Source organism: Phenylobacterium sp., from assembly GCF_030698145.1.
GTDB lineage: Bacteria > Pseudomonadota > Alphaproteobacteria > Caulobacterales > Caulobacteraceae > Phenylobacterium.
The window spans coordinates 34,712-56,818 of sequence record NZ_JAUYNW010000147.1 but is presented as its reverse complement, the minus strand read 5'-3'; the positions used below and the strand labels follow the sequence as shown (position 1 = coordinate 56,818).

The 22,107-nt window shown below is 69.3% G+C and carries 15 protein-coding genes; 9 read left to right on the top strand and 6 right to left on the bottom strand.

The window, feature by feature from the left end; genetic code table 11:
* The first annotated feature begins 1 nt into the window (after position 1).
* Together Q8Q77_RS20510 and Q8Q77_RS20505 are read left to right on the top strand one after the other, a co-directional pair.
* Positions 2-1,372, top strand: a complete 1,371-nt coding sequence (locus Q8Q77_RS20510) for a hypothetical protein (RefSeq protein WP_305585955.1) — start codon at positions 2-4, stop codon at positions 1,370-1,372.
* An 8-nt stretch (positions 1,373-1,380) separates the two neighbouring features.
* Positions 1,381-2,088 carry a hypothetical protein gene (locus Q8Q77_RS20505; RefSeq protein ID WP_305585954.1) on the top strand — a complete coding sequence of 236 codons (708 nt, stop codon included), beginning with the start codon at positions 1,381-1,383 and terminating at the stop codon, positions 2,086-2,088.
* Here the strand turns inward: Q8Q77_RS20505 and Q8Q77_RS20500 are convergent.
* Genes Q8Q77_RS20500 through Q8Q77_RS20490 form a run of 3 tightly spaced genes read right to left on the bottom strand, consistent with a single transcriptional unit; the run spans position 2,085 to position 7,490 of the window.
* Positions 2,085-3,224, bottom strand: coding sequence for a glycosyltransferase family 4 protein (locus tag Q8Q77_RS20500; RefSeq protein ID WP_305585952.1), 1,140 nt, complete (start codon positions 3,222-3,224; stop codon positions 2,085-2,087). The genes Q8Q77_RS20505 and Q8Q77_RS20500 overlap by 4 nt on opposite strands.
* A complete protein-coding gene (locus Q8Q77_RS20495) occupies positions 3,221-6,421 on the bottom strand; it encodes a glycoside hydrolase family 99-like domain-containing protein (protein WP_305585950.1) in 3,201 nt (1,066 codons plus the stop codon). The genes Q8Q77_RS20500 and Q8Q77_RS20495 overlap by 4 nt, the downstream gene beginning before the upstream one ends.
* A 10-nt stretch (positions 6,422-6,431) precedes the next feature.
* Positions 6,432-7,490 carry a sulfotransferase family protein gene (locus Q8Q77_RS20490; protein ID WP_305585948.1) on the bottom strand — a complete coding sequence of 353 codons (1,059 nt, stop codon included), beginning with the start codon at positions 7,488-7,490 and terminating at the stop codon, positions 6,432-6,434.
* 120 nt (positions 7,491-7,610) lie between these two features.
* On the opposite strand from Q8Q77_RS20490, the gene Q8Q77_RS20485 reads away from it, so the two are divergent.
* From Q8Q77_RS20485 to Q8Q77_RS20475, 3 genes are read left to right on the top strand one after another with little or no spacing between them, the layout of a single operon-like run.
* Entirely contained in the window at positions 7,611-9,530 is a 1,920-nt protein-coding gene (locus Q8Q77_RS20485; RefSeq protein ID WP_305585947.1) for a hypothetical protein, read from the top strand.
* Positions 9,527-10,570 (top strand): hypothetical protein, encoded by a 1,044-nt coding sequence (locus tag Q8Q77_RS20480; protein WP_305585946.1) that lies wholly within the window; start codon positions 9,527-9,529, stop codon positions 10,568-10,570. Before Q8Q77_RS20485 ends, Q8Q77_RS20480 begins: the two co-directional genes overlap by 4 nt.
* A 2-nt stretch (positions 10,571-10,572) precedes the next feature.
* Positions 10,573-11,754: a hypothetical protein gene (locus tag Q8Q77_RS20475; protein WP_305585944.1), complete on the top strand. Its 1,182-nt coding sequence runs from the start codon at positions 10,573-10,575 to the stop codon at positions 11,752-11,754.
* Here Q8Q77_RS20475 and Q8Q77_RS20470 read toward each other — a convergent pair.
* The gene (locus Q8Q77_RS20470) at positions 11,751-12,722 is read right to left on the bottom strand and encodes a DUF6270 domain-containing protein (RefSeq protein ID WP_305585999.1); all 972 of its coding nucleotides are present in this window, start codon (positions 12,720-12,722) and stop codon (positions 11,751-11,753) included. The genes Q8Q77_RS20475 and Q8Q77_RS20470 overlap by 4 nt on opposite strands.
* Before the next feature lie 10 nt (positions 12,723-12,732).
* Here Q8Q77_RS20470 and Q8Q77_RS20465 point away from each other — a divergent pair, with 10 nt between their 5' ends.
* The 4 genes from Q8Q77_RS20465 (at position 12,733) to Q8Q77_RS20450 (ending at position 19,881) form a co-directional block, all read left to right on the top strand.
* Entirely contained in the window at positions 12,733-14,460 is a 1,728-nt protein-coding gene (locus Q8Q77_RS20465) for a type I secretion system permease/ATPase (protein ID WP_305585942.1), read from the top strand.
* Positions 14,457-15,827 (top strand): HlyD family type I secretion periplasmic adaptor subunit, encoded by a 1,371-nt coding sequence (locus tag Q8Q77_RS20460; protein ID WP_305585940.1) that lies wholly within the window; start codon positions 14,457-14,459, stop codon positions 15,825-15,827. The genes Q8Q77_RS20465 and Q8Q77_RS20460 overlap by 4 nt, the downstream gene beginning before the upstream one ends.
* A gap of 221 nt (positions 15,828-16,048) precedes the next feature.
* On the top strand, positions 16,049-18,079 hold the full coding sequence (locus tag Q8Q77_RS20455; protein WP_305585939.1) for a hypothetical protein: 2,031 nt from the start codon (positions 16,049-16,051) through the stop codon (positions 18,077-18,079).
* Between the two features lie 119 nt (positions 18,080-18,198).
* Entirely contained in the window at positions 18,199-19,881 is a 1,683-nt protein-coding gene (locus tag Q8Q77_RS20450; RefSeq protein WP_305585938.1) for a glycosyltransferase family 4 protein, read from the top strand.
* A 256-nt stretch (positions 19,882-20,137) separates the two neighbouring features.
* Here Q8Q77_RS20450 and Q8Q77_RS20445 read toward each other — a convergent pair whose 3' ends face one another.
* Complete coding sequence (locus Q8Q77_RS20445; RefSeq protein WP_305585936.1) at positions 20,138-21,184, bottom strand: M23 family metallopeptidase; 1,047 nt, start codon at positions 21,182-21,184, stop codon at positions 20,138-20,140.
* Between the two features lie 41 nt (positions 21,185-21,225).
* Positions 21,226-22,008, bottom strand: coding sequence for a sulfotransferase domain-containing protein (locus Q8Q77_RS20440; protein WP_305585934.1), 783 nt, complete (start codon positions 22,006-22,008; stop codon positions 21,226-21,228).
* Positions 22,009-22,107: the final 99 nt, after the last annotated feature.

Below are 22,107 nucleotides of genomic sequence, written 5' to 3'. Positions count from 1 at the left end.
CATGCCCATCCTCAACCTCAAGCCGGAGGCGGCGGTGCGCGCCATCCTGCTGGCGGGCCTCATCTTCCTGCTGGCCACCGGCCTTCCGGGCCATCTCTCCGCCGACTCGGTGACCCAGCTCTATGAGGGGCGGTTCGGCGTTCGCGAGAGCTTCGGTCCGGCGGTCTACGCGAAGATCCTGGGGCTGTTCGACGAGGTGTTGCCGGGCACGGGCCTCTACGTCACCGCCAGCGCTTTGATCCTGTTCTGGTCGCTGATCTCGCTCATCGCCCTGCGCGGCCGCGCCTCCTGGTGGGCGGTGGGGTTCGCCGCCCTCGCCACCGCCTCACCGACCTTGCTGCTCTTCCAGGCCGACGTCTGGAAGGACGTGCTGTTCGCCAATCTCAGCGTCGCGGGGTTCGTCTGCCTGGCCCATGCCGCGAAGGCCTGGGACGGCGAACGCCGGCCGTGGCTGCAGCTCACCGGCGCGGCCCTGGCGCTCGCCATCGCCATGTCGGTTCGCCAGAACGGGCTGGTCCTGGTGGTCTTCGCGGCCCTGGCGCTCGGCTGGACGGCGCGGGGCGGCGGCTGGCGCGGCGGCCTGGCCTGGGGCGTGGGCGGCCTGATCAGCGTGATCCTGCTGGCCCAGGTCCTGGGGGTCCTGGCCCAGCCGCGCGGATCGGGTCCCGACCAGGCGCTCTCCACCGGCCTGCGCATCCTGCGCCATTACGACATCGTCGGCGCGGTGGCCCACGACCCCAGCCTCAAGCTGGAAGCGATCGCCAAGGCCAATCCGAAGGCGGTGGCGGTCATCCAGGCCGAGGCGCCCAAGGTCTATTCGCCCGAGCGCGTGGACTACCTCGACCGCAGCCCGGCTCTAGGCACAGCCCTGTGGCTGACGCCTGAAAAGGCTATCGCCGACCAGTGGTTCGAGCTGATCCTCAAGCATCCCGCCGCCTATCTCGTCCATCGCTGGGACGCCTTCGTCCAGGTGCTGATCAATCCGGTGCTGGAGCGCTGCAATCCGATCTTCGTGGGGGTGGAGGCGCCGGCCGAGCGGCTGGAGCTGCTGCAGGTCCCGGCGGGCCGCGAGCCCGCCGACCTGGCGATGAGCAACTACGCGACCTGGTGGTACGTGACGCCGTTCTATTCGCACCTGGCCTTCGCCGCCGCGGCCCTGATCGTCGCGGCCTTCCTGGTGTTCCGGCGCGAGGCCGCCGACATGGTGGTGGCCGCCCTGATGCTGGGGGTCCTGGCCTTCACCGCCAGCTTCTTCGTGATCTCCATCGCCTGCGACTACAGATATCTTTACGCCCTCGATCTGGCGGCGGTGGCGGGGCTTCTCTATCTGGCCTTGGACCCGCCCGTCCTGCGGCTGGCGCGACGGCCGTGAGCGTATCCATGAAGGCGATCCTGATTCCGATCCTGTCGGCGGCGGCGCTGATCCTCGCCGCCTGCGACGAGCCGGCGCCGTGGGCCAGGCCCGCCAAGGCGCCGCCGGGCCCGCAGACCCTCGCCAATATCCGCGCCCAGAAGGTGGTCTGGAACGAGGCGGCTGGCGGCTTCGAGGTCGGCGGCAAGCCGCTCAAGGCCGGCCGGCTCTGGACTTTCGACGGCTCGACCGAGGGATTCGTGCTGGCCGGCGGCAGCGTGCTTCCCGCCAGCCCGGTCGGTCTGTCGGTGCGCAATGTGGACTTCGATCCGATCCTGCGCTCGCCCAAGGGCCTGGAGCTGGACGGAAGCCGCTACTCCCTGGTGCTGGTCCGGCTGACCCGCCATCGTCCCGGCGCGGCCTGGGACGGGACGATCTTCTATTCCACCGCCGATCACGCGGAGTCCGGCGACTTCCGGTCCAAGCCCGTCGAGGGCGCCGCGCCGGCGGTCGGCGAGACCGTGGTGCTGGTCTATGACATGGCCCACCCGAAGAAGGGCGGCGAGGACTGGACCGTCTCGTTGATCGACAGCCTGCGGATCGACACCGACGACCAGGCCGGCGGGACCTTCACCATCCACCAGATCGCGGTGACGGAAAATCCCGGAACGGAGGCCCTGGGCGTCGCGCCGCCGCCCGCGGACGAGGCCAAGACCGCCGAGACGCCGAAGACCTAACTGTCCGCCAGTTCTTCCAGCCGCGCGCTGTATCGCAGGCCGATGGCGCGGGCGCTGAAATGGGTGCGGATGTGGCGCCGGGCGCGGGCGCCGAGCGCGCGGGCTTCGGCCGGATCGTCCACCAGTTCGGCCAGAAGCCTCACCGCGTGATCGACGCTGGCGTCAGCCCAGACCTGGTCCTCGCCGAACAGGTAGGCGCCCTTGGCCACCGGGATCAGCTCATAGTCCACCAGGCGGCTGTTCTGCGGCGTCATGTAGTCGAGATTGCCGGAATAGCCGGTGGCAACCGCCGCGCGGCCCATGACCATGGCTTCGGCCGGCCCGCGCCCGAATCCTTCTGAGCGGTGCAACGAGACGAAGGCGTCGGCGCAGCGGACCAGGTTCTTGATCTCGTTGTCGGACAGCTCGCGGGTGATGGCCTGGGCCCGTGACCCCAGGGCCGCCAGCCGCGCCTCCAGCGCCCGGCGGCCAGGGTTGTCGTCCTTGCCGCCCTTGTACTTGACCACCACGTGCAGCGGCGCATTGGGCCGAAGCGCCGCCAACTTCTCGAAGGCCTCCAGCATGGCGAAGGGGTTCTTGCGCTCGGCGTAGGAGGAGAAGTCGAAGAAGAACAGGCAGACGAAGGCGTTCTCGGGGATGCCGAAATGCCGCCGGCCCAGGAAAGCGGAGACGGTGATCTCCACCGCCAGGGGCATGTGGACCACGCGCCTGGCCACCGCGCCGGCGACAGCCTGGCGGATGAACTCCGACGGCGCCCAGACCTCGTCAAACTGCTCCAGGATCCGCGCCCAGGGTTCGGGATATTTCGCCAGCTCCCAGGCCGGGTAGATGATGTTGTGGGCGCGCTCAAAGGCCGGGCCCGAGCCGATGTGGCGCAGCACGCCCATGGCCTGCTCGACCTCGTCGGCGTTGATGCAGAAGAGGTTGGTCCTGGGCGACAGGCTCGTGACCACGTCGCCACCGAACTCGCGCTCGAAGTCCGGGTCCTTGCCGCGGTCCATGCCGTAGACGTCCAGCAGCCCCGCCTTCACTCCGACCGCCCTCAGCGCCCGCTGGGTGGAGCGGACGTGCTCGGCCATGCCGATGGCCGAGAACGGGTGGCCGACGAGGACCAGGTCAGGGACGCCGCCGCTCACGACCTGTCCACCAGTTCGGCGTCATGGGCGTTTTTCACCGCCTCCAGCCAGCCGTGGCCGAAACGCTGGTCCGGCTCCAGGTGAGCGCCCTCGGCCCACTCGTTCCAGGCGTTGATGAAGACGATCCGCTCATCGCCGAAGTTCTGGCGGCGGGTCTCCTCGAACACGGCCTCGAGCCAGGCCTGGAAGGCGCCCGGCGTGGCGTGCTGATAGACCCAGCCGCCGTCCTGGCGCCGCGCGGTGTTGTCCCACGAGGGCATCACGCCCCGGAACCGCTTATGGGCCGGCGGCGGGGTGTCGAGATAGCGGCGCACCATGGCCCGGTAGTCGTTCACCCGGCCGTCGAAGCGCGGATTGTAGAGCGGCCCCGGCGGATGGATCAGCGCGCCCGCGCCCGAAGGCGGGAACTCCACCGAGGCGTCGAAGCCCAGGGTGGCCGGATCGGTTTTGGCCCCGGCGTTCTCGAAGCTCTCGACGAAGGCCAGGTAGATCTCGCCGATCCCGGCCTTGCGGCAATGGTCGCGCCAGGCCTTGGCCCAGGCCTTGGCGTCGGGCAGCAGGCCCGGCCGATAGATCAGCACCAGCGGCTTGCCGCCGATCCTGATGTAGTTGGGGCGGGCGACATAGGGCGCCATCTCGGCGATCAGGGCCTCGGCGTCGCCCTTCTCATAGGTCTGGGCCAGCAGCACGTCGCGGGCTTCGCCGTCCCAGGTGCGGGTCCAGTTCTCGTTGGCCCAGCAGAGGCAGAACGGGAAGTCGTCCGGCTTGCTGTCGAGCAGCGGCTCCAGCGGCTTTTCCAGCACCCGGCGGCCGCCGGAGAACCAGTAGAAATAGTGGCAGAACCCGCCCACGCCGTAGCGCTGGGCGAGCTCAGCCTGGCGCCTGAGGACGTCGGGGTCCGACAGGTCGTAGAAGCCGAGGTCGGCCGGCAGGTGCGGCTGGTAGTGGCCGCGATAGTTCGGCAGGGCCCGGGTGACGTTGGTCCACTCGGTGAAGCCCGCGCCCCACCAGCGGTCGTTCTCCGGGATGGCGTGGAACTGGGGCAGGTGGAAGGCGATGGCGCGCACCGCGTTCAGGGCCTCCAGCCGCTCGCCCCAGCGTTCGACGAAGGCCTGCTGGTTCCGGGTCGCCAGCCGATGCTTGTAGCCGGCGTCGATGGAGTTGGCGGTCACGGAGAGGTGGTGGACGATCTCGGCCCTGGGTTCGTAGATCACCCGCAGGCCGGCCTCCCTCAGGCGGAAGCAGAGGTCGGCGTCCTCGCAATAGGCGGGCGCGAAGGCGAGGTCGAACCCGCCCAGGCCGGCGAACACCTTGCGGCGGACCATCAGGCAGGCGCCCGAGGCGTAGTCCACCTCGCGCCGCACGTTCCAGCGCGCCAGGTCCGGGTCCTCGAACAGGCCGATCATCTCGGCGGTCCCGTCGACCCCGATCCGCGCCCCGGCCTCCTGCAGGCGGCCGTCGGGGAACAGCATCTTGGGCGCGGTGGCCCCGACGTCCTTCTCCTCGGCGAAGGGGGCGAGCAGGGCCTCCAGCCAGCCCGCGCGCACCTGGACGTCGTTGTTCAGGAAGACGAGGAACTCGCCCTTGGCCTTCTCTGCGGCCTTGTTGCAGGTGCGGATGAAGCCGAGGTTCTCGGCGTTGGTGATCAGCTTGAGGCCCACGACCTTGGCCAGCACGGGGCTGGTCGCATCGGCCGACGCGTCGTCGATGACGATCACCTCGGCCCGGTCCAACCCGCCGCCGGCCTTCAGCGCCGCCAGGCACTCCAGGGTGAAGGTCAGGTTGTTGTAGGCCGGGATGACGATGGAGACCTTGGGCCGGCTCACGGTCTCGAAGGAGAGGTCGGCGGCGGCCGCCTCCACGTCGCGTTCGGCCACCGAGATCAGCTTGGGCTTCCTGGCCTTCACCTTGGCGAGAGCGGTCTCCTTCGCGCGCCGCCGATCCAGGGTCATGTCGCGATAGGCCTGGATGTCATAGGCGCCGGCGTCGCGCATCCGCCCCGAACTGCGCAGTTGCTCGAACAGGCCGTCGTCGCCCAGGGCCCGGCGGCCGATCGCTCCCGGCTCGGGCTTCGGCGTGCGCGACAGCGCCCAGTGCAGCAGGCCCGCCACCGGCGTCTCGGCGGCTTCGGGATGTTCGATCAGATAGGTCGCCTCGTTGAAGTCGGCGGCCGGGGAAACGCCCTGGAAGGCGCCTTCCATCAGATAGTGGATCACCGGATGCTGGTCGGACGGCGCGGCCGGGCTCTGCTCGAGGTAGAAGGCGACGTCGAAGTGGGCCGAGGGATTGCGGCGCTGATCGGCCCCGTAGTCGAGGAAGTGGGACAGGGCGTTGGAGCCGAGCGGGGCGGCGTCGCGATAGTGCTCGGCGTACCAGACCGCCTCGAACAGCGGGTGAGGGCTGCGGCCCTCGACGGCGCCGCTGGTCACATAATGAAGCAGGGGCGCCATGGCACGGTCGGCGACATCTGGGTTCTGGGCCAGGTACCAGTCGCCGGCGAACAGCGGGTGCGGGTCATAGCCCCGCCGCCAGCCCTCGCGCAGATAGTGGACCAGCGGGTTCTCGCCGGTGTCCGCCACCTCCTCGGCCTGGCCGACATAGTAGCGCAGGTCGAATAGCGGATGGGGGTCGAAGCCCTCCAGGGCGCCACGATGGACGAAGTGCTGCAGGGCCGACAACCCGGTCGCGGCTATCTTCACCGCGTGGCGGCTGCGGTAGTCCTTCAGGTCGAACAGCGGATGCGGGTCGCGCCCTTCCTGATCGCCGGCCACCAAGTAGTGGGCGAGCGGCGCCCAGCGGGTGCCCACCAGGTCCGGGTTCTTCTCCAGGTACCAGGTCTGGTCGAACAGGGCCTTGGGGAAGGCGGTCGAATCAGGGCCGGCCCGGACGTAGTCGACGAGGCCCTTCACGGCCCCGCCCTCGCGCCCGAGGTTGCGGTCCAGGCGGAAGTCCCAGAGGCCCGAGCGGGCGATCAGCGCCGTGCGGCCCGGCCACTTGGCGCGGGCCAGGACCCGGTCGAACTTCTGCTCGGTCGGGCCCTTCTCGGCCACCCCCACCCGGCGGGCGGCGGCCTTGCTGAACCGGTTCCAGCGATCCTCGGCCACCACCAGGCGCGCCTTATGCAGGGCGCGCCGCTTGGCAAGCAGGGCGTCCGCGGCGGCGGGGTCGGGCTTTGGTTTTGTCGGTCGTTTGGCCAAGGGACGGGCTCTAGCGGCCCGCGATCATGGTGTCGACCATGGCCTCGATCTCCGCGTGCTCACGCCGCAGGTCGGAAAGCTCCTTGCGCAGCCCGGCGACCTCGGCGTCGAGGTCGGCCAGGTCGCGCTGGTCCATCGCCCGGCGGGCCCGTTCCTGGGCCAGGTCCGCCCGGGCCAGGTCCAGCGCCTGGGTCACCGGCGAGACGAACACGCCCATCGCGGCCTTCATGTCGGCGACCTGGGCGGCCGCTTGGTCCAGCACGGCGGGGCCGCGGGTCTCGCCGCGGGCGGCGGCCTCGAACCAGTCGAACACCCGCTGGGCCATCGCGCCCACATGCGGCAGGGCGCCGAGGTCGCCCTGGCCGGCGTTGTGGCGCAGGTCGGAGGTCAGGAAGCCGTCGATCTGGGTCGCCGCCCGCTCGCTCAGCCGGGGCAGGGGGGCGCCGTGCGCAGCCTCGATGCGGACCACCTCGGCGCGCCAGTCCGCCAACAGGCTGTCATAACCGACAAAGGCGCGGGGCATGCCGCGGGAATAGACCTCCGCCGCCAGCATGTAGCTGACCCAGAGCAGCACGGACTTCTCGACCGGGAACCTGTCGCGACGGGTCAGCGATCCGGCCACCGCCAGGGGGTGGCGCACCGGGATCACCGCGCGGGCCGGCATCTTGCGGGCCTTCAGCGTGGCCAGCCACAGCGGCGCCAGAACCGAGACGCGCGGGTCCTTCAGCAGGGGGAACCAGGCCTCGCCGAACTCCGCGTCGTAGAGATCCAGCGCCTTGGCGGCCCAGGCGGCCTCCTGCGCCTTGGGAAGCGGGGCGTAGGGGAAGGCGAAGACGTCGTCCCAGGCGCCGCCGCCGGCGCGTAGGCGCTCGTCGTTGAAGATGGCGATCTTCCAGGGCTCGAAGTAGCCCTTGGCGTTGTGCTCGTCGCCCGGCATCACGTTCTGCGGCAGTTCGGCGCCGGCGAGCGCCAGGAGCTGCGTCGCCGCCGAGGTGCCCGAGCGGTGCATGCCCAGCACCAGATAGGCCGCGCGGTCGGTCTTGGTCTTTCCGGCCTTGGGGGTCGCCATGATGCCTGCGCGCGTCCGCTCTGACGTTGAGCCAGGGCCCCGCTGTATGGCCGCTCGCGCGCCCTCGCAAGAGCGCGGCGCGGTTGATCGCCCCGACCAACTGTTGCACAGGTGGCCCACTTGGCCGGAGACGATCTGCCCATGGCCGCCGAGGCCTTTTCCGATACCAGCTTCCGGTGGCTGTCCTTGGGCCTCGACGCGGACTTCTACCGCGAGGCCCATCCCGACCTGGCCGGCGGGCAGGTCGAACCCGTCTCGCACTACGGTTTCGCCGGCTGGCGCGAGGGCCGTGACCCGGCCGCATGGTTCTCCACGGACGACTATCTGACGCTCAATCCCGACGTGGCGGCCAGCGGCCAGAACCCCTTCGTCCACTACCTGACCCAGGGCCGCCGCGAGGGGCGGACCATCGCCCGGTCGCGCCGCGCCGACGCCTGGCTGCGCGATCGCAAGCTGGCGCGGGAGGGCAGGCTTCCCGAGCAGATGGGTCCAGCGGCGTTCGCCGCGGCCGCCGTGGAGTTCGACGCTGCGTTCTATCTCGGCCAGAACCCCGACGTGGCGGCGGGCGGCGGCGATCCGCTGGAGCATTTCATGTTCGTCGGCTGGCGCGAGGGCCGCGATCCCAACACCACCTTTTCCGTGCGCGACTATCTGGAGCTCAATCCGGACGTGGCCGCCGCGGGGGTGCAGCCGTTCCTGCACTATATCGGCCACGGCCGCGCCGAGGGCCGGGTCGCCAAGCGCGACCTCGGTTTCCGGCACGACATCATCGCCAAGATGCTGCCTCTGCGGCAGCGCCTGGAGGACTTCGAATACTGGGCGCGCCAGATCGAGCCGGGGACGGCCGAGACCCTGGCGGCGGGCCTGGCCGACACGCGGACCGGCCTCGCCGACCTGCACATCACCTTCAGCCACGACAACTACGCCGCCACGGTGGGCGGGCTGCAGCTCTGCATCCAGCGCGAGGCCTCCGAGATCGCCACCCTCGGCCGCGATCACCTGCACCTCTATCCGGCCCACGGCTGGCCCATGGTCCGCACCGGCCAGGGCGAGGTCCCGCTGGGGGTGATGCTGAACGGCGCGCCGCTTGGCTTCTTCCCGCCGCCCATTGTCCTGGCCGGGCTGAAGGCGGCCCTGGGCCCACCCGGCGCCCGCACCTTTGCGATCCACAGCATGCTGGGCCATTCGGCCCGCGACGTGGTCGACGTGGTCCGCACGGCGGGCGTGAACGCTGGCTACTTCTGGATCCACGACTTCACCGCCCTCTGTGCTGGCGTGCATCTGCTGCGCAACGACGTGGAGGACTGCGGCGCGCCGCCGCCGGGCAGCGCGGCCTGCACGGTCTGCGTCTATGGCCCGGGCCGGCCGCTGCACATCACCGAGCACGAGCGGCTGTTCAGCTATCTTGACCTGACCGTGGTCGCGCCCTCGCAGAACGCGCTCGACACCTGGCGGCGCGGCGGCTTGGACGCCCGGGCGGAGATCGTCGTCCCGCACGCCCGGCTGATCCCGACCAGGGCGCGGCCCAAGGCGCGCAAGCCCGGGGCCTTCCGCTTCGCCTTTCCGGGCGGGGCCTCGGCGCACAAGGGATGGCCGATCTTCCGGGATCTGGCCCTGCGGTTCGCCGACGACCCGCGCTACGAGTTCGTCCACCTGGCCCAGAAGACCATCGGCGGCCTGCCGATCTCCCACCATCCGGTGTCGGTGACCGCCGAGAGGCCGCTCGCCATGCGCGACGCGATGCGCCGGCTGGACATCGACGCGGCCATGATCTGGTCGATCTGCCGCGAGACCTTCTCTTTCACCGCCTACGAGGCCGCAGCCGCCGGAGCCGCGGTGGTGACCAGTCCTGACAGCGGCAATGTCCAGGCCTTCGCGCGCGCCGATGATCATGGGCTGGTGCTGACCGACGAGGCCGCCCTTATCGCGGCCTTCGAATCCGGCGACATCCTGCGCCTGTCGCGGGACGTGCGGAAACCCGTCGTCCAGGATCTGGGGTTCAGCGCCCTGACCGCCGATCTCCTGAGGGCCAACGCGTGAAGGTCACCTGCTATTCCAGCTTCACCTTCTCGTACCTGAACCGCGCGCGCGTGCTCTATTCGACCCTGCGCCGCTTCCATCCCGACTGGGAGCTGGTGGCGCTGGTCACGGACCATCCACCGGCCGGATTCCGGTTCGATCCCGCGAACGAGCCTTTCGACCGGCTGGTCTATGCCCAGGACCTGGCCATCCCGGACTTCAAGGCCTGGCTGTTCAAGCACGACGTGGTGGAGGCCTGCACCGCGGTGAAGGGCCCTTTCCTCCACCAGGCGCTCGCCTCCGACGCCGACGCGGTCATCTATCTTGACCCCGACACGGCGCTGTTCTCCAGCCTGGAGCCGTTGATCGGTTTGATGGCGCAGAGCGATATCCTACTGACCCCGCACCTGATCGATCCCAACACGACCCGCGAGTCGATCCTCGACAACGACCTCTCGGCCTCGAAGACCGGCATCTTCAACCTTGGCTTCGTGGCGGTGCGCGCCGGCGGCGAGGGGCTGCGCTTCGGCCAGTGGTGGAACGATCGGCTGCTCGAGTTCTGCTACGACGACATGCCCGCCGGCCTGTTCGTCGATCAGCGCTGGTGCGACCACGTCCCGGCCCTGTTCGACAAGGTCAAGGTGGTCCGCGATCCGGGCTACAATGTCGCCAGCTGGAACCTCAGCCAGCGGACCGTGGCCATCGGCAAGGACGGGGCGATCACCGTCAACGGCCAACCTTTGCGGTTCTGGCACTTCACCAAGCTCGGCCCCACCGGCGACGTGATGACCAAGCGCTACGCGGGCGACAACCACGCCGTCTACGAGATCTGGCGCTGGTACAAGGACCAGGTGACGGCTGCGACCGAACCGGCGATCCCCGAACGCTACTGGGCCTATGAGACCTTCGACGACGGCACGCCGATCGCCCGCGCCCACCGGCTGCTGTGGCGCGAGCGCGACGACCTGCGCGCCCGGTTCGCCGATCCCTTCGCCACCGGGGGCGGCGGCTTCCGCGGCTGGCTGGAGGCCGAGGGCCTGCTCCACCGGACGGCGGCTTGACCATGGCCAAACGCGCATCTGACACTCCATCGGCCGAGACTGGCGGCTTGGCCGGCAAGGTGAGCGACCTCGCCGCGCGCTACGCCGCGTTGCGCGAGGAGGCCGAGCGCGCCGCCGCCGCCGAGGGCCTGACCCGCGCGCGCCTCGGCGCCGCCCTGGCCGAGGCCCTGGCCGCCACCGCCCGCGCCGAACAGGCCGCGCGCGCCAGCGCCCTGGCCGGCTATCGCGTCGCCGCCCGCCGTACGATCCGCCCGCGCCGTCGCAACCGGCCCGCCCGCCTTCTCGACCGCCTTTTGGCGCGGGGCGGCCCGCTGGGCCAGGCCCTGGTCATCGCCCGTTCCGGACTTTGGCGCGCCAGCGGCCTGTCGTTCGGCGCGCGCCTGCGCGACCTCGCCGGCATGGTCGCCTATGCGCGGCGCGGCGCCGATCCGCAGGCCCGGCCGGCGGCCCTGTTCGACCAGGCCTGGTACGTGGCCGCGAGCCCCGACCTCGCCGCCGGGCGCATGAGCCCCCTGGCGCACTACCTGCTGCGCGGCGGGGCCGAGGGCCGCAGTCCCCATCCGCTCATCCATGCCGGGTTCTACGGCGCCAGCCATGGCGCGGCTCTGGCGGCGAGCGGACTGACCCCGCTGGAGCACTTCGTGCGCGAGGGCGCCGCCATGGGTTGCGATCCCCATCCGTTGTTCAGCCTGGAGCACTATGTCGTCCAGGCCCCTGACCTGATCGCGACCGGCCAGAACCCCCTCGTCCACTATCTGGAACAGGGCTGGCTCCGGGGTCTCTCGCCCCATCCCCTGTTCGCGCCGGACATCTATGCCAACGGCGAGGGGCCGCCCCTGGTCGACTACCTGACCCGCGGCTCCGCCGCCGGGCGTAAGCCCCACCCGCTGTTCGACCCCACCGCCTATCGCGCGCTCTATCCGGACGTCGACGCCGGCGGTCATGAGCCGCTGACCCACTACGCCATGGCTGGTGGGGTGGAGGGCCGCAATCCCAGCCCCTGGTTCGACGCGGCCCTCTATATGCGCCAGCGCGGCGCGGCGCGGCCGGAGACCTGCAATCCGCTGGTCGACTACCTGCAGGGCGGCGCCTGGGCCGTGGGCGAGCCGTGGCTGGACCGGGCAAATTTCGAGGTCCCTGGCATGACGCCGTTGGAGCACTGGGCCCGGCAGGGCGGGCGCTAGATCCCCGCCTCGCGCAGCTGGCCCCAGATGTCGCGATAATAGTCCGTCACATAGTGGAAGGGGCTGAGGCCCCAGCGGTGACCGGTGTCGGCCAGGCGCAGGTCGTCGGGGGCCCTGATCCTCGCCGCCTGGGGCGCAAGCTCGGCGAAGGCGGCCTGATAGCGGCCCAGCATGGCGTTCTGGTCGCGCAGGACTGTCATCCGGCCTTCCAGCACATCGACCACCGGCTCGAACTCGCGGATCTCGCCCGTGGCGTCGAGATAGCGGGTCGCCCACTGCGCCTCGTGCAGGACAATCTTGGCCTCGCGCAGCGGCGTGGCGCCCAGGAAGGCGGTCATTTCCGCGGCGCCTTGCAGCCAGAGCCGTTCGCAGGCCGGCGTCGTGCGCGCGATGCGATGACCGTCGGCGAAGGCGGCCTGGTCGAGATAGCCGCTGACGTCCAGTTCCCAGGTGTGGGCGGCCAGGCCGCCCCCGGCAGACAGCAGGTCGAACCGCTCGTCGATGAAGTCAAAGACGATGTGTGTGGGGCGGTGCGCCACCAGGGCCGCCAGGGCGGTCTTGCGCAGGTCGGCGACCAGGGCCGCGTGCGGCTGAGGCCGCATTCCGTTGGGCGGCTCCCCGGCCGTGGTCACCCCAGCCGGCGCCGGCGCGAACAGGCTCGCGAGGCTGGTTCGCGACACATAGAGCAGGTTCCGCGGCGTTTCGCCCAGGATCGGCCACAAGTCTCGCGTTATGCAGCTGCCAATGATGGCGATCCTGGACAAGCGACCTCCCTGGGCGCGGCGATGAGAGCCCGCATACGGCTTCCTAGCACACGCGCCAGGAGAGTGGCGCGGCCGGTTGCGCCATTGACATCGGCCGGAGCCCCAAGCATGTCTCGCGCGTTTTCGGCGCGATCGCCTTGGACTTGAAGCCTCAGAATCGCCGATGGTCGCGGCGTCCAACGACCGCGAGCATCCACGGAACATCCCGGCGCGCATGAATATCTTCAATCCGCTGGGCGACCAGCCCGACAACCCGCTGACGCGGTCGATCAAAGAGGGCTACACGCCCCTCTGGTTTGCGTTCGGGTTCAGCCTGGCGTCGAACCTGCTCTACATGGCGATGCCGCTCTACACCTTCCAGATCTATGGGCGGGTGCTGGCGAGCTACAGCGTGCCGACCCTACTGGTCATCACCTTCGCCGTCCTCGCCGCCTTCGTAGTCTCCGGCCTGATCGACGACTACCGGGCTAGGGTGATGGTCAACTTCGGCGTGGTCATGGACCAACGCGTTAGCGGCAAAGTGTTTTCCGCGCTTTTCGACGGCGTGGTGCGGGGCAATCCGTCCATGCGCTCGCAGGCCCTGCGCGACCTCGACTCCTTCCGCCAGATGCTCACGGGCCCCGCCTTCGGGAGCCTGTTCGACCTGCCCTGGATGCCGGTGTTCATCATCGTGCTGTTCATCATCGATCCTCTGATCGGGGTGGTCACTCTGATGGGCGCCGTCATCCTGATCGGCATCACCATCGCCCAGGACCGGGCCACCCGGCCGGCCCTGCGCGACGCCAATGACGCGGCCCTGCGCAGCTACGCCTTCACCGACGCCGCCCTGCGCAACGGCGAGGTGGTTCGGGCCATGGGCATGGTCGAGCCGCTGGGCCAGAGGTGGGCCGCTTTCCGGTCGATCACCATGGAGCGCAGCGCCGTGGCCAGCGAGCGCGCCAGCGCCCTGTCCAATGTCAGCAAGTTCGCGCGCCAGGCGATTCAGGTGCTGATCATCGGTATCGGCGCCTATCTGGTCGTGAAGGGCCAGATCCACTCCGGGCTGCTGTTCGCCAACATGATCCTGGCGGCCCGCGCCCTGCAGCCGATCGAACGCCTGGTCGGCTCTTGGGACGGCCTCAACCAGGGCTATCGCTCCTATGTGCGGCTGACGGCCCTGTTCAAGGACTGGAAACCCCTGCCCCCGGCGACCTCCCTGCCGACGCCGATCGGCCAGCTGTCGGTGGAAGGCGTCAACTTCGCGCCCCCCGGCGCCAACCGTTTCGTGCTGCAAGGCGTGAGCCTGAAGGTCGAGCCCGGCGAGATGCTCGGGATCATCGGCCCCTCCGGCGCGGGCAAGTCGTCGCTGGCGCGCCTCCTCGTCGGCATCTGGCAGCCCAATAGCGGGGCGGTCCGTCTCGACGGCGCCGACGTCTATTCCTGGGACCGGGTCGAGTTCGGCAAGCACGTCGGCTACCTGCCGCAGGACACCGAGCTGTTCTCCGGCAGCATCCGCGACAACATCGCCCGCTTCCGCCCCGACGTCGACGACGAGGCCGTGGTCTGGGCCGCCCAGACGGCGGGCGTCCATCAGCTCATCCTGCGCCTGCCCAACGGCTATGACACCGAGTTGGGCGAAGGCGGCCACGTGCTGTCGGCCGGCCAGCGCCAGCGGGTCGGCCTGGCTCGCGCGGTGCTTGGCGCCCCGCGCCTGCTGGTGCTGGACGAACCCAATGCCGCCCTGGACGCCGAGGGCGAGGACGCCTTGGTCAATGCGCTGGACGCGCTGAAGGCCGGCGGCGCGACCATCGTGATCGTCTCCCACAAGCCCAGCGTATTCCGCAGCGCCGACAAGATGCTGCTGCTGCGCGACGGACGCGTGGAGCTGTTCGGCCCGCGTGACCAGGTCATGGCCCGGGTCGTCCAGCCGGCCGCGGTCCAGAAGATCGAGGCCAGCCGGTGAAGTTCGAACTCGGTCCCGTCAAACCCTATGTGACCCCCGCCTTCAGCGGCACCGACGTCGCGCCGCTCGACCCCAATCTGCAGCGGCGCGTGCAGCGCCCGATGATCATGGGCTCGATCGTGGTCGGGGTGTTCGTGATCGGCATGCTGCTGTGGGCCGCAGTCTCGCCGCTGGACAGCGCCGTGGTCGCGCCCGGCACCGTGCGAGTCGAGGACAATCGCAAGACCGTGCGCCACCTCCAGGGCGGGACGGTGCGCGCGATCCTGGCGCACGAAGGCCAGCACGTGAAGCTGAACCAGGTGCTGCTCCGGTTCGACGACGTCCAGACCCGCGCCAGCGTCGATGTCCTGCAGAACCAGTACGACACCATGCTGGCCCAGACCGCGCGGATGCAGGCCGAGGCCACCAACCAGCGGGTCCTCGTCTTCCCGCCGGAGCTGATGGCCCGGGCGACCGATCCGCGGGTGTCGGGGCTGATCCGCGACCAGCAGTTCCTGTTCATGACCCGGCTGCAGTTCTTCGACACCCAGGGCGATGTGCTGGGCCAGAGGCTCCAGCAGATCGAGACCCAGATCGGCGGCGTCCAGGCCCAGATCGACGCGCTGAACGAGAGCGACAAGCTGACCAAGGAGGAGCTGGCTGGATACCAGACCCTCTACGAGAAGGGCTACGCGCCCAAGACCCTGATCCTGCGCTACCAGCGCACCCTGGCCGAACTGGCCGGGCGGCGAGGGTCGCTGGTCGCCGACACCACGCGGCTGCGCCAGCAGATTGGCGAGACGCGGCTCCAGCTCAACACCCTGCGCGAGGAGCGGGTCAGCCAGGCCGCCGAGGGTCTGCGCCAGATGCAGACCGGCCTTTCCGACATCGGACCGAAGCTGGCGGCCGCCAGCCAGATGCTGAACGCCGCCACCGTGCGCTCGCCGGCCGACGGTTATGTGCTGGATCTGACCCAGTTCACGGTCGGCGGGATCGTGGCGCCGGGCGAGCGGCTGATGAGCGTCGTCCCGTCCAACGCCGCCCTGATCGTGACGGTCCGAATCAAGCCGCAGGACACCGACGTGGTGAGGCCCGGATTGAAGGCCCGCGTACGCCTCAGCGCCTTCAATTCACAGCGCGTGCCGCCGGTCGAGGCCGTGGTCGTCAACATCTCGGCGGACCAGTTGACGGACGAGCGGAATGGCGAGAGCTATTTCCGCGCCGATGTGCGTATTCCGCCACAGGAACTCGCAAAGCTTCCGAGCGACGTGAAAATGACGCCCGGCATGCCTGCGGAGGCCATGATTGTCACCGGAAAGCGTACGGTTCTGTCCTACATCGTCAGCCCGCTGACCGACACTATCGGCGACGCTCTGCGGGAAGATTAACGCGGGGTGAATCTCCCGCGGGCAAAGCCCGTTCCTGTGACGGTTTCGCGCCTTTTTACCTGTTGCGCATTTTCAACGGTTCCGATACGTCTTCCTCGGGCTCGTTTAACCTTCGCCACGACCATGTTATGGCGAACGGACAGGACCGCTGGGACCGCTCCATTTGGGAAAATGGTGGCCAGGCGTTTCGGGGGTCCATGTGACACAGACTGGAGAGAAGCATGGCTAACTATTTCTTCGAGACGATTACGGTTGCGCAGGCTGCGGGTTTCACCGCCGCCGGCGACACCCTCGTCTTCTCCACCGCCGGCGCCACTGGCGCTCAGGTTCAGGTGGTGTACGTGCCGGCGTCGGGCTCCTCGCCCGCGACGGTCAATCTCACCTACAACGGCCGCACGGTCGCGTTCGGCACCGGCATCTACACTGAAGCCGGCACCGTCTTCGTCGACTCCTCGGTTCTCTACATCGGCGACCCCGGCGCGGGTGACACCGCGGCGGGCGCTTCCACCGCGGACGGCCTCTACGGCGGCGCCGGCGCCGACTCGCTCACGGGCGGTGCTGGCAACGACTCGCTGCAGGGCAACCAAGGCGCCGACAACATCGCGGCCGACGCCGGCAACGACACCGTCTACGGCGGCGCTGACAACGACACCGTCGCCACCGGCGACGGCAAGAACTTCGCCCAAGGCAACCTGGGCGACGACTCGGTCACCGGCGGTTCCGACACCGACACCCTCTACGGCGGCCAAGGCGTCGACAATATCGTCGGCGCGGCCGGCGCCGACTTGATCTTCGGCGACCTCGGCGCCGACGTGATCAATTCCGGCACCGGCGCCGACACGGTTGACGGTGGCGATGGCGCAGACGCCATCACCAACGACGACGGTGCGGATTCGATCACCGGCGGCCTTGGAAACGACACCGTCACCAACACCCTCGGCAACTCGACCATCTTCGCCGGCGACGGCGACGACACGGTCACGGTTGTCGCCGGCAACGCCACGGTGAACGGCAACCTCGGCAACGACGGCATCACCGGCGGCACGGGCCTCGACTCGCTCTACGGCGGCCAAGGCAACGACACCATCGCGACGGGCACCGGCGCCAGCAACTGGTCGAACGGCAATATCGGCAACGACCAGATCACCGGCGGCACGGGCACCGACACCCTGCTCGGCGGTCAAGACAACGACACCCTGACGGCCGCGGCCGGCGCTGACTACCTCAGCGGCGACCTTGGCAACGACGAGCTCAACGGCGATGCCGGCAACGACACCCTGATTGGTGGCGACGGCAACGACGATCTCGACGGCGGTGCCGATGTCGACAGCCTCGACGGCGGCGCCGGCAACGACGTCCTCGACGGCGGCGCGGGCGACGACACCATCGTGGCCGGTCTCGGCAACGACGTGGTCAGCGACCTGGTCGGTGCCAACACCGTGGACGGCGGCGACGGCAACGACGCCATCACCACCGATGCGGGCGCCGACAATGTCATCGGCGGTCTCGGCGACGACACCATCAACACCGGTGCGGCCAACGATACGGTCAACTCGGGTGACGGCAACGACACCGTGGTGGCCGGCGACGGCGCCAACAGCGTCGCGGCTGGTCTCGGCACCGACAGCATCACGGCCGGCACGGGCGCTGATACGCTCGGCGGCGGCGACGGCAACGACACGATCGTGGCCGGCGACGGCGCGAACTCGGTCGATGCGGGCGCTGGTGACGACACCGTCTCGGGCGGCGCTGGCGACAGCACCCTCACGGGCGGCGATGGCAGCGACAAGATCACCGACGGCGCGGGCAACTCCGCCCTGACCGGCGGCGCTGGCAACGACACCCTCGACGGCGCGGCCGGCAACGACACCTTCGCCGGTGGCGCGGGTCTCGACTCGATGACGGGCGGCGGCGGCACCGATCGCTTCAGCTTCGCCTCGGGCGACTCGGTTTCGGCTTCGCCGGACACCATCGCCGACTTCGTGGTCGCGGATGACGCCTTCGCTCTGGGTGTTGTCGGCACCGCGACGAACTTCCTCAACGGCACGGTCGCCACCAGCTACGCTCAGGCGTTGGCTGATGCGAGCTCGCTGATTGGCGGCGGTTCGCGCGACATCGTCGTGATCACCGTCACGGGCGCGGACGCGGGCACCTACGTGTTCGCCGACTCCTCGGCCAACAACACGGTCGGTAACGCGATCAAGATCACGACCGTCACGGGCGTGATCACCGAAGGCGACTTCACCGCCTAAGGCGAGATCGACCACTAGACTTTGGGGCCGCCCTTCGGGGCGGCCCTTTTGTTTTGCGCGATCGGCTGGACGGTTCGGCATTTGTGCCGCGGCCGAAAGCGCGCTACCGGCTGACGGGCATGACCAACGCCGCGCTCCTCTTCCATCCCGACGGCTACGACACCACCGGGCAGCGGCTGATGGGCCGCCACGCCGCCGGCGAGAGCTTCCTCCGTGGCTTCATCCGCAACGCCGATATCGACCAGCTGGTGTTGTTCAACGGGACGGCGAAGCCGACAGCGGAGCTCGAGCCGCTGGTCCAGCGGATCGAACCTCCCCGTACGTCACTGAAATGGATTGAACGGCGCGAGATCCCCGCCTTGCGCGATCCCGGGTGCCTCTATGTGCCGAGCCCCAATATCGGCCCCGAAGCCTGGACCCGACAGCCCTTCGACTCGCGCCGCTACAGTCTCTGTGGTGTCACCCACACCACCGCCACCCATCGGGTCATGGACATCCTGCACGACATGATCGTCGGTCCGGTCGAACCCTGGGACGCCCTGATCTGCACCTCGCGCGCCGTGCGGGCCAGCGTCGAGGTCGAGTTCGAGGCGGTGCACGACCATCTGGCGCGGCGTCTCGGCGCTACGCGCAAGCCCCAGCCGCAACTCGCCACCATCCCGCTGGGCGTCAACGCCGACGACTTCAAGACCTCGCCACAACACCGCAAGGCCTGGCGCGAGCGGTTGGAGATCCCCGAAGACGCCATCGTCGCCTTCTATCTGGGCCGCCTGACGCCCGTGGCGAAAATGAACCCCGCCGCCATGGCCATGGCTCTTGAGGCCGCGGCCCATGAGACCGGCAAGACGATCTACTGGGTGGTCGCCGGCTGGGCCGGATCCGACGAGGAGACCGAGCGCTTCCACGCTCAAACCCAGACCTTTTGCCCAAGCGTGCAGTATCGGCCCGTCGACGGCCGGCCCGCCGACACCCGGTTCTCCATCTGGTCGGTCGCCGACTTCTTCATCTCGTTTTCTGACAACATCCAGGAGACCTTCGGCCTGACCCCGGCCGAGGCCATGGCCGCGGGCCTGCCCTGCGTGGTCAGCGATTGGGACGGATATCGCGAGACCGTGCGCAACGGCGTGGACGGCTTCCGCATCGCCACTCACGCGCCGCGACCGGGCATGGGCCAGGATCTCGCCTATCACTACGCCCAGAACTGGGTGACCTACGACCAGTACCTCGCCGCCGCCGCCCAGATGACGGCCGTCGACCTTGCCTCCGCAACGGCCGCTGTGGCGGCCCTTGTCGCCAACCCCGACCTACGCCGCCGCATGGGCGCGGCGGCGCGTGAACGCGCCTATGCGACCTTCGATTGGTCGGTGGTCATCCCGCAGTACCAGGCGCTCTGGGGTGAGCTCGCCGCGCGGCGGGCGGCGGCCATGGCTGATCCCGCGCGCCGGTTCGTGAACGCGACCGATCCCCGCCGCCTGGACCCGTTCACCCTGTTCGCCGGTTATCCCACGGCGCCGATGACGCCCGACTCGATCCTCTCGCTCGTCCCGGGCGTGGACTGGGCCATGGCGATCCAGAGACTCACCAACCCGCTGGCGGGCTTTGGCCGCTGGGCGCTGCCGACAGGGGCGGAGGTGAAGCGGACTTTCGACATGGTCGCGCAGGGCGGTCCGTTGCGCGTGGCCGAGGTGACGGCGGCGTTCCCGCCGGGACGTCGAGGCGTCGTGGAACGCAGCCTGTTGCGGCTGGTGAAGTTCGGGATCCTGGACCTCAGCCCGACGCCGCCGGTGGCCGACATCTCCTGATCGTACGCTGACGCAGACGCTTGCCACGCGCCGTTCCGACCTGGATTTCAACGAGAAACGCGAGAGGCCGGGCGGTGAAGCCGCGAGCTTACCGCCCGGCCAAAGCGACACAGCCCTGGAGAGCAAGGCTGACGTCTCACTGTACCTCAGTCCGCCTCCGGGTAAAAGAGACTCCAGCGCTACAATGGGGTCCTAACGGATTTGTGAGGTGAAGCTCGAAGGCGCTGATTTCCCTGCTGCACTCACGTTTTCTCGCCTAAATGGCGAGCTCGAAATTCTGTTTCAACACCGGTTTGCCGGCCCTGGTCACCACATAGCTCGCGGTGTATCGGCCGCGCCGCCATCCGCCGGCCGGCGTGCGCTTGCCGACATAGAGAAGGTACTGCGCCTTCGCGCGGCCCAGGGGCGCGAGCGTGTTCTGAACGAGCACGCCGCCAGCCGGGTCCGCGACGCTCAGACTCTGTACATCGCCCGCCTGCAGGTTGATCGCCCGGACATAGGCGATCAACGCCGGATCGGCGGTAGAAGGCGCCGCGACGTCGCCGGCCTCGACGGCTTCCATGGTCGGCTGCGCGCCGGCGAAGCCGGCGTTCAGCACCGCGCCGGGCAGGTAGGTCACGGCCTTGGCCGCCGCAGGATCCCAAAGACCGACGCCGGGGCTGGCCGGGTCGCAGGTCCCGGGGACCGCCTCCGGACGATACGGGTCGACGATCACCCCGGCCTTGCGGACGCTCAGGTGCAGATGCGGGTACTCCGTATTGCCGGACAGGCCGACGCGGGCGATCGGCTGGCCCGCCGTAACGGTGTCGCCCTGCTTCACCATCATGCTGCCCCGGGCCAGGTGACAGTATTGGGTCTCCCAGCCGCCGCCGTGGTCGATAACCACCCCGTTGCCGCACTCCTGGCCCGCGATGGAGGCCGGCCCGGCGACCCTCACCGAGACGTCGGAAACTCCGTCCCGCAACCTGGCGACTTGGCCCGGCGCGGCTGCCAGGACATCCACGCCCCGGCGCTGCGCGGCCATGTCGAGCAGGCGGATGTCGACACCCCCGTGCGCTTCATAGGTCTGCGGGCCGCACCGGTAGTCCTTCACGCCCGGTCCCGGATCGGCGTCGACGTGATTCTGCACCTCGCAGCTTTCACCGACGACGCAGGCCAGGGGAAGGGACAGTCGCGGCCCGTTGATCGGCGCGGCGGGAGGGGGCGACGAGGTGGCGGCGTTCGCTGTCCCACCCTGCGGTTCGGCGGCCGAGCAGGCGGTCAGGACGCTGAGAACTACGGAGGGAATGATTGATCTGGCCATGATGGCTGATCCTGGCGGCTGGTCTCGCCGGAAATGTGGCCTCACGGAAAAACGACACCGGTCAGGGCTTCGAGCCGCGCCAGATCGCAGGCGTAGAGCCTGCGGAGGAAGGCCGCGTCCTCGTCTGTCAAATCGCCGCCATAGTCCATCTCGCGGCCGACATGGACGTCGCGGGCGGTCACCTGCGCGGGAGGCGGTGCGCCGAGGAAGGCGTTGACCGAGGCGAGCGCGGTGTTGGGATCACGACGCAGGTCATCGGCCTTCAGGATCAGCAACTGGCCGCGCGGAAACAGGCCCAGCAGCCGCTCGACCTGCTCGCCATAGAAGCCGCGCTCCACATAGGAGAACTCGCGATGCACACCCCACGGGTCGGCGTCGAGCAGCCGCCGCCGACCCTGGCGGACGCACCAGGAGAAGGCCTCGGTTTCCGCTCCTCGCGCATATTCCATCTTCCAGTGCGACCAGGCCCGTTCCACCGGATCGCGCAACATGACGATGAGTCTGGCGGCGGGATTGTAGGCGGCGATGCGCTCCAGGCTGCGCGGCCAGTAAAGGTAGATCGGCGTCGCCTCGCCGCGAATCGCCGGGGCGGTCCAGTCGAACTGGGCATGGTAGGCGCCATAGTCCGGCGCGACCCAGTCGACGCGCTCGTCGTCGAAGAAATGGACCTCCTTGACCTTGGAGAGCCCGATGTTCGGGTCCTCGGCCAGGTAGTCGTAAAGCGCGGTCGTTCCAGCCTTCTGCACGCCGGCGACGATGAAATTGATCCGATGGTCGACCCCGCCCAAACCCGTCTCGGCCCCAAATTCGCAGCTTTGCGGCATGGCGCCGCCCTTGAGTCCTTCGATACGGCTTCATCGCGCGAAGGACACGCGATAATAGGGAGGCCAATTCGTCGGCGGGGGCGGGCGAGCCGCCGACCT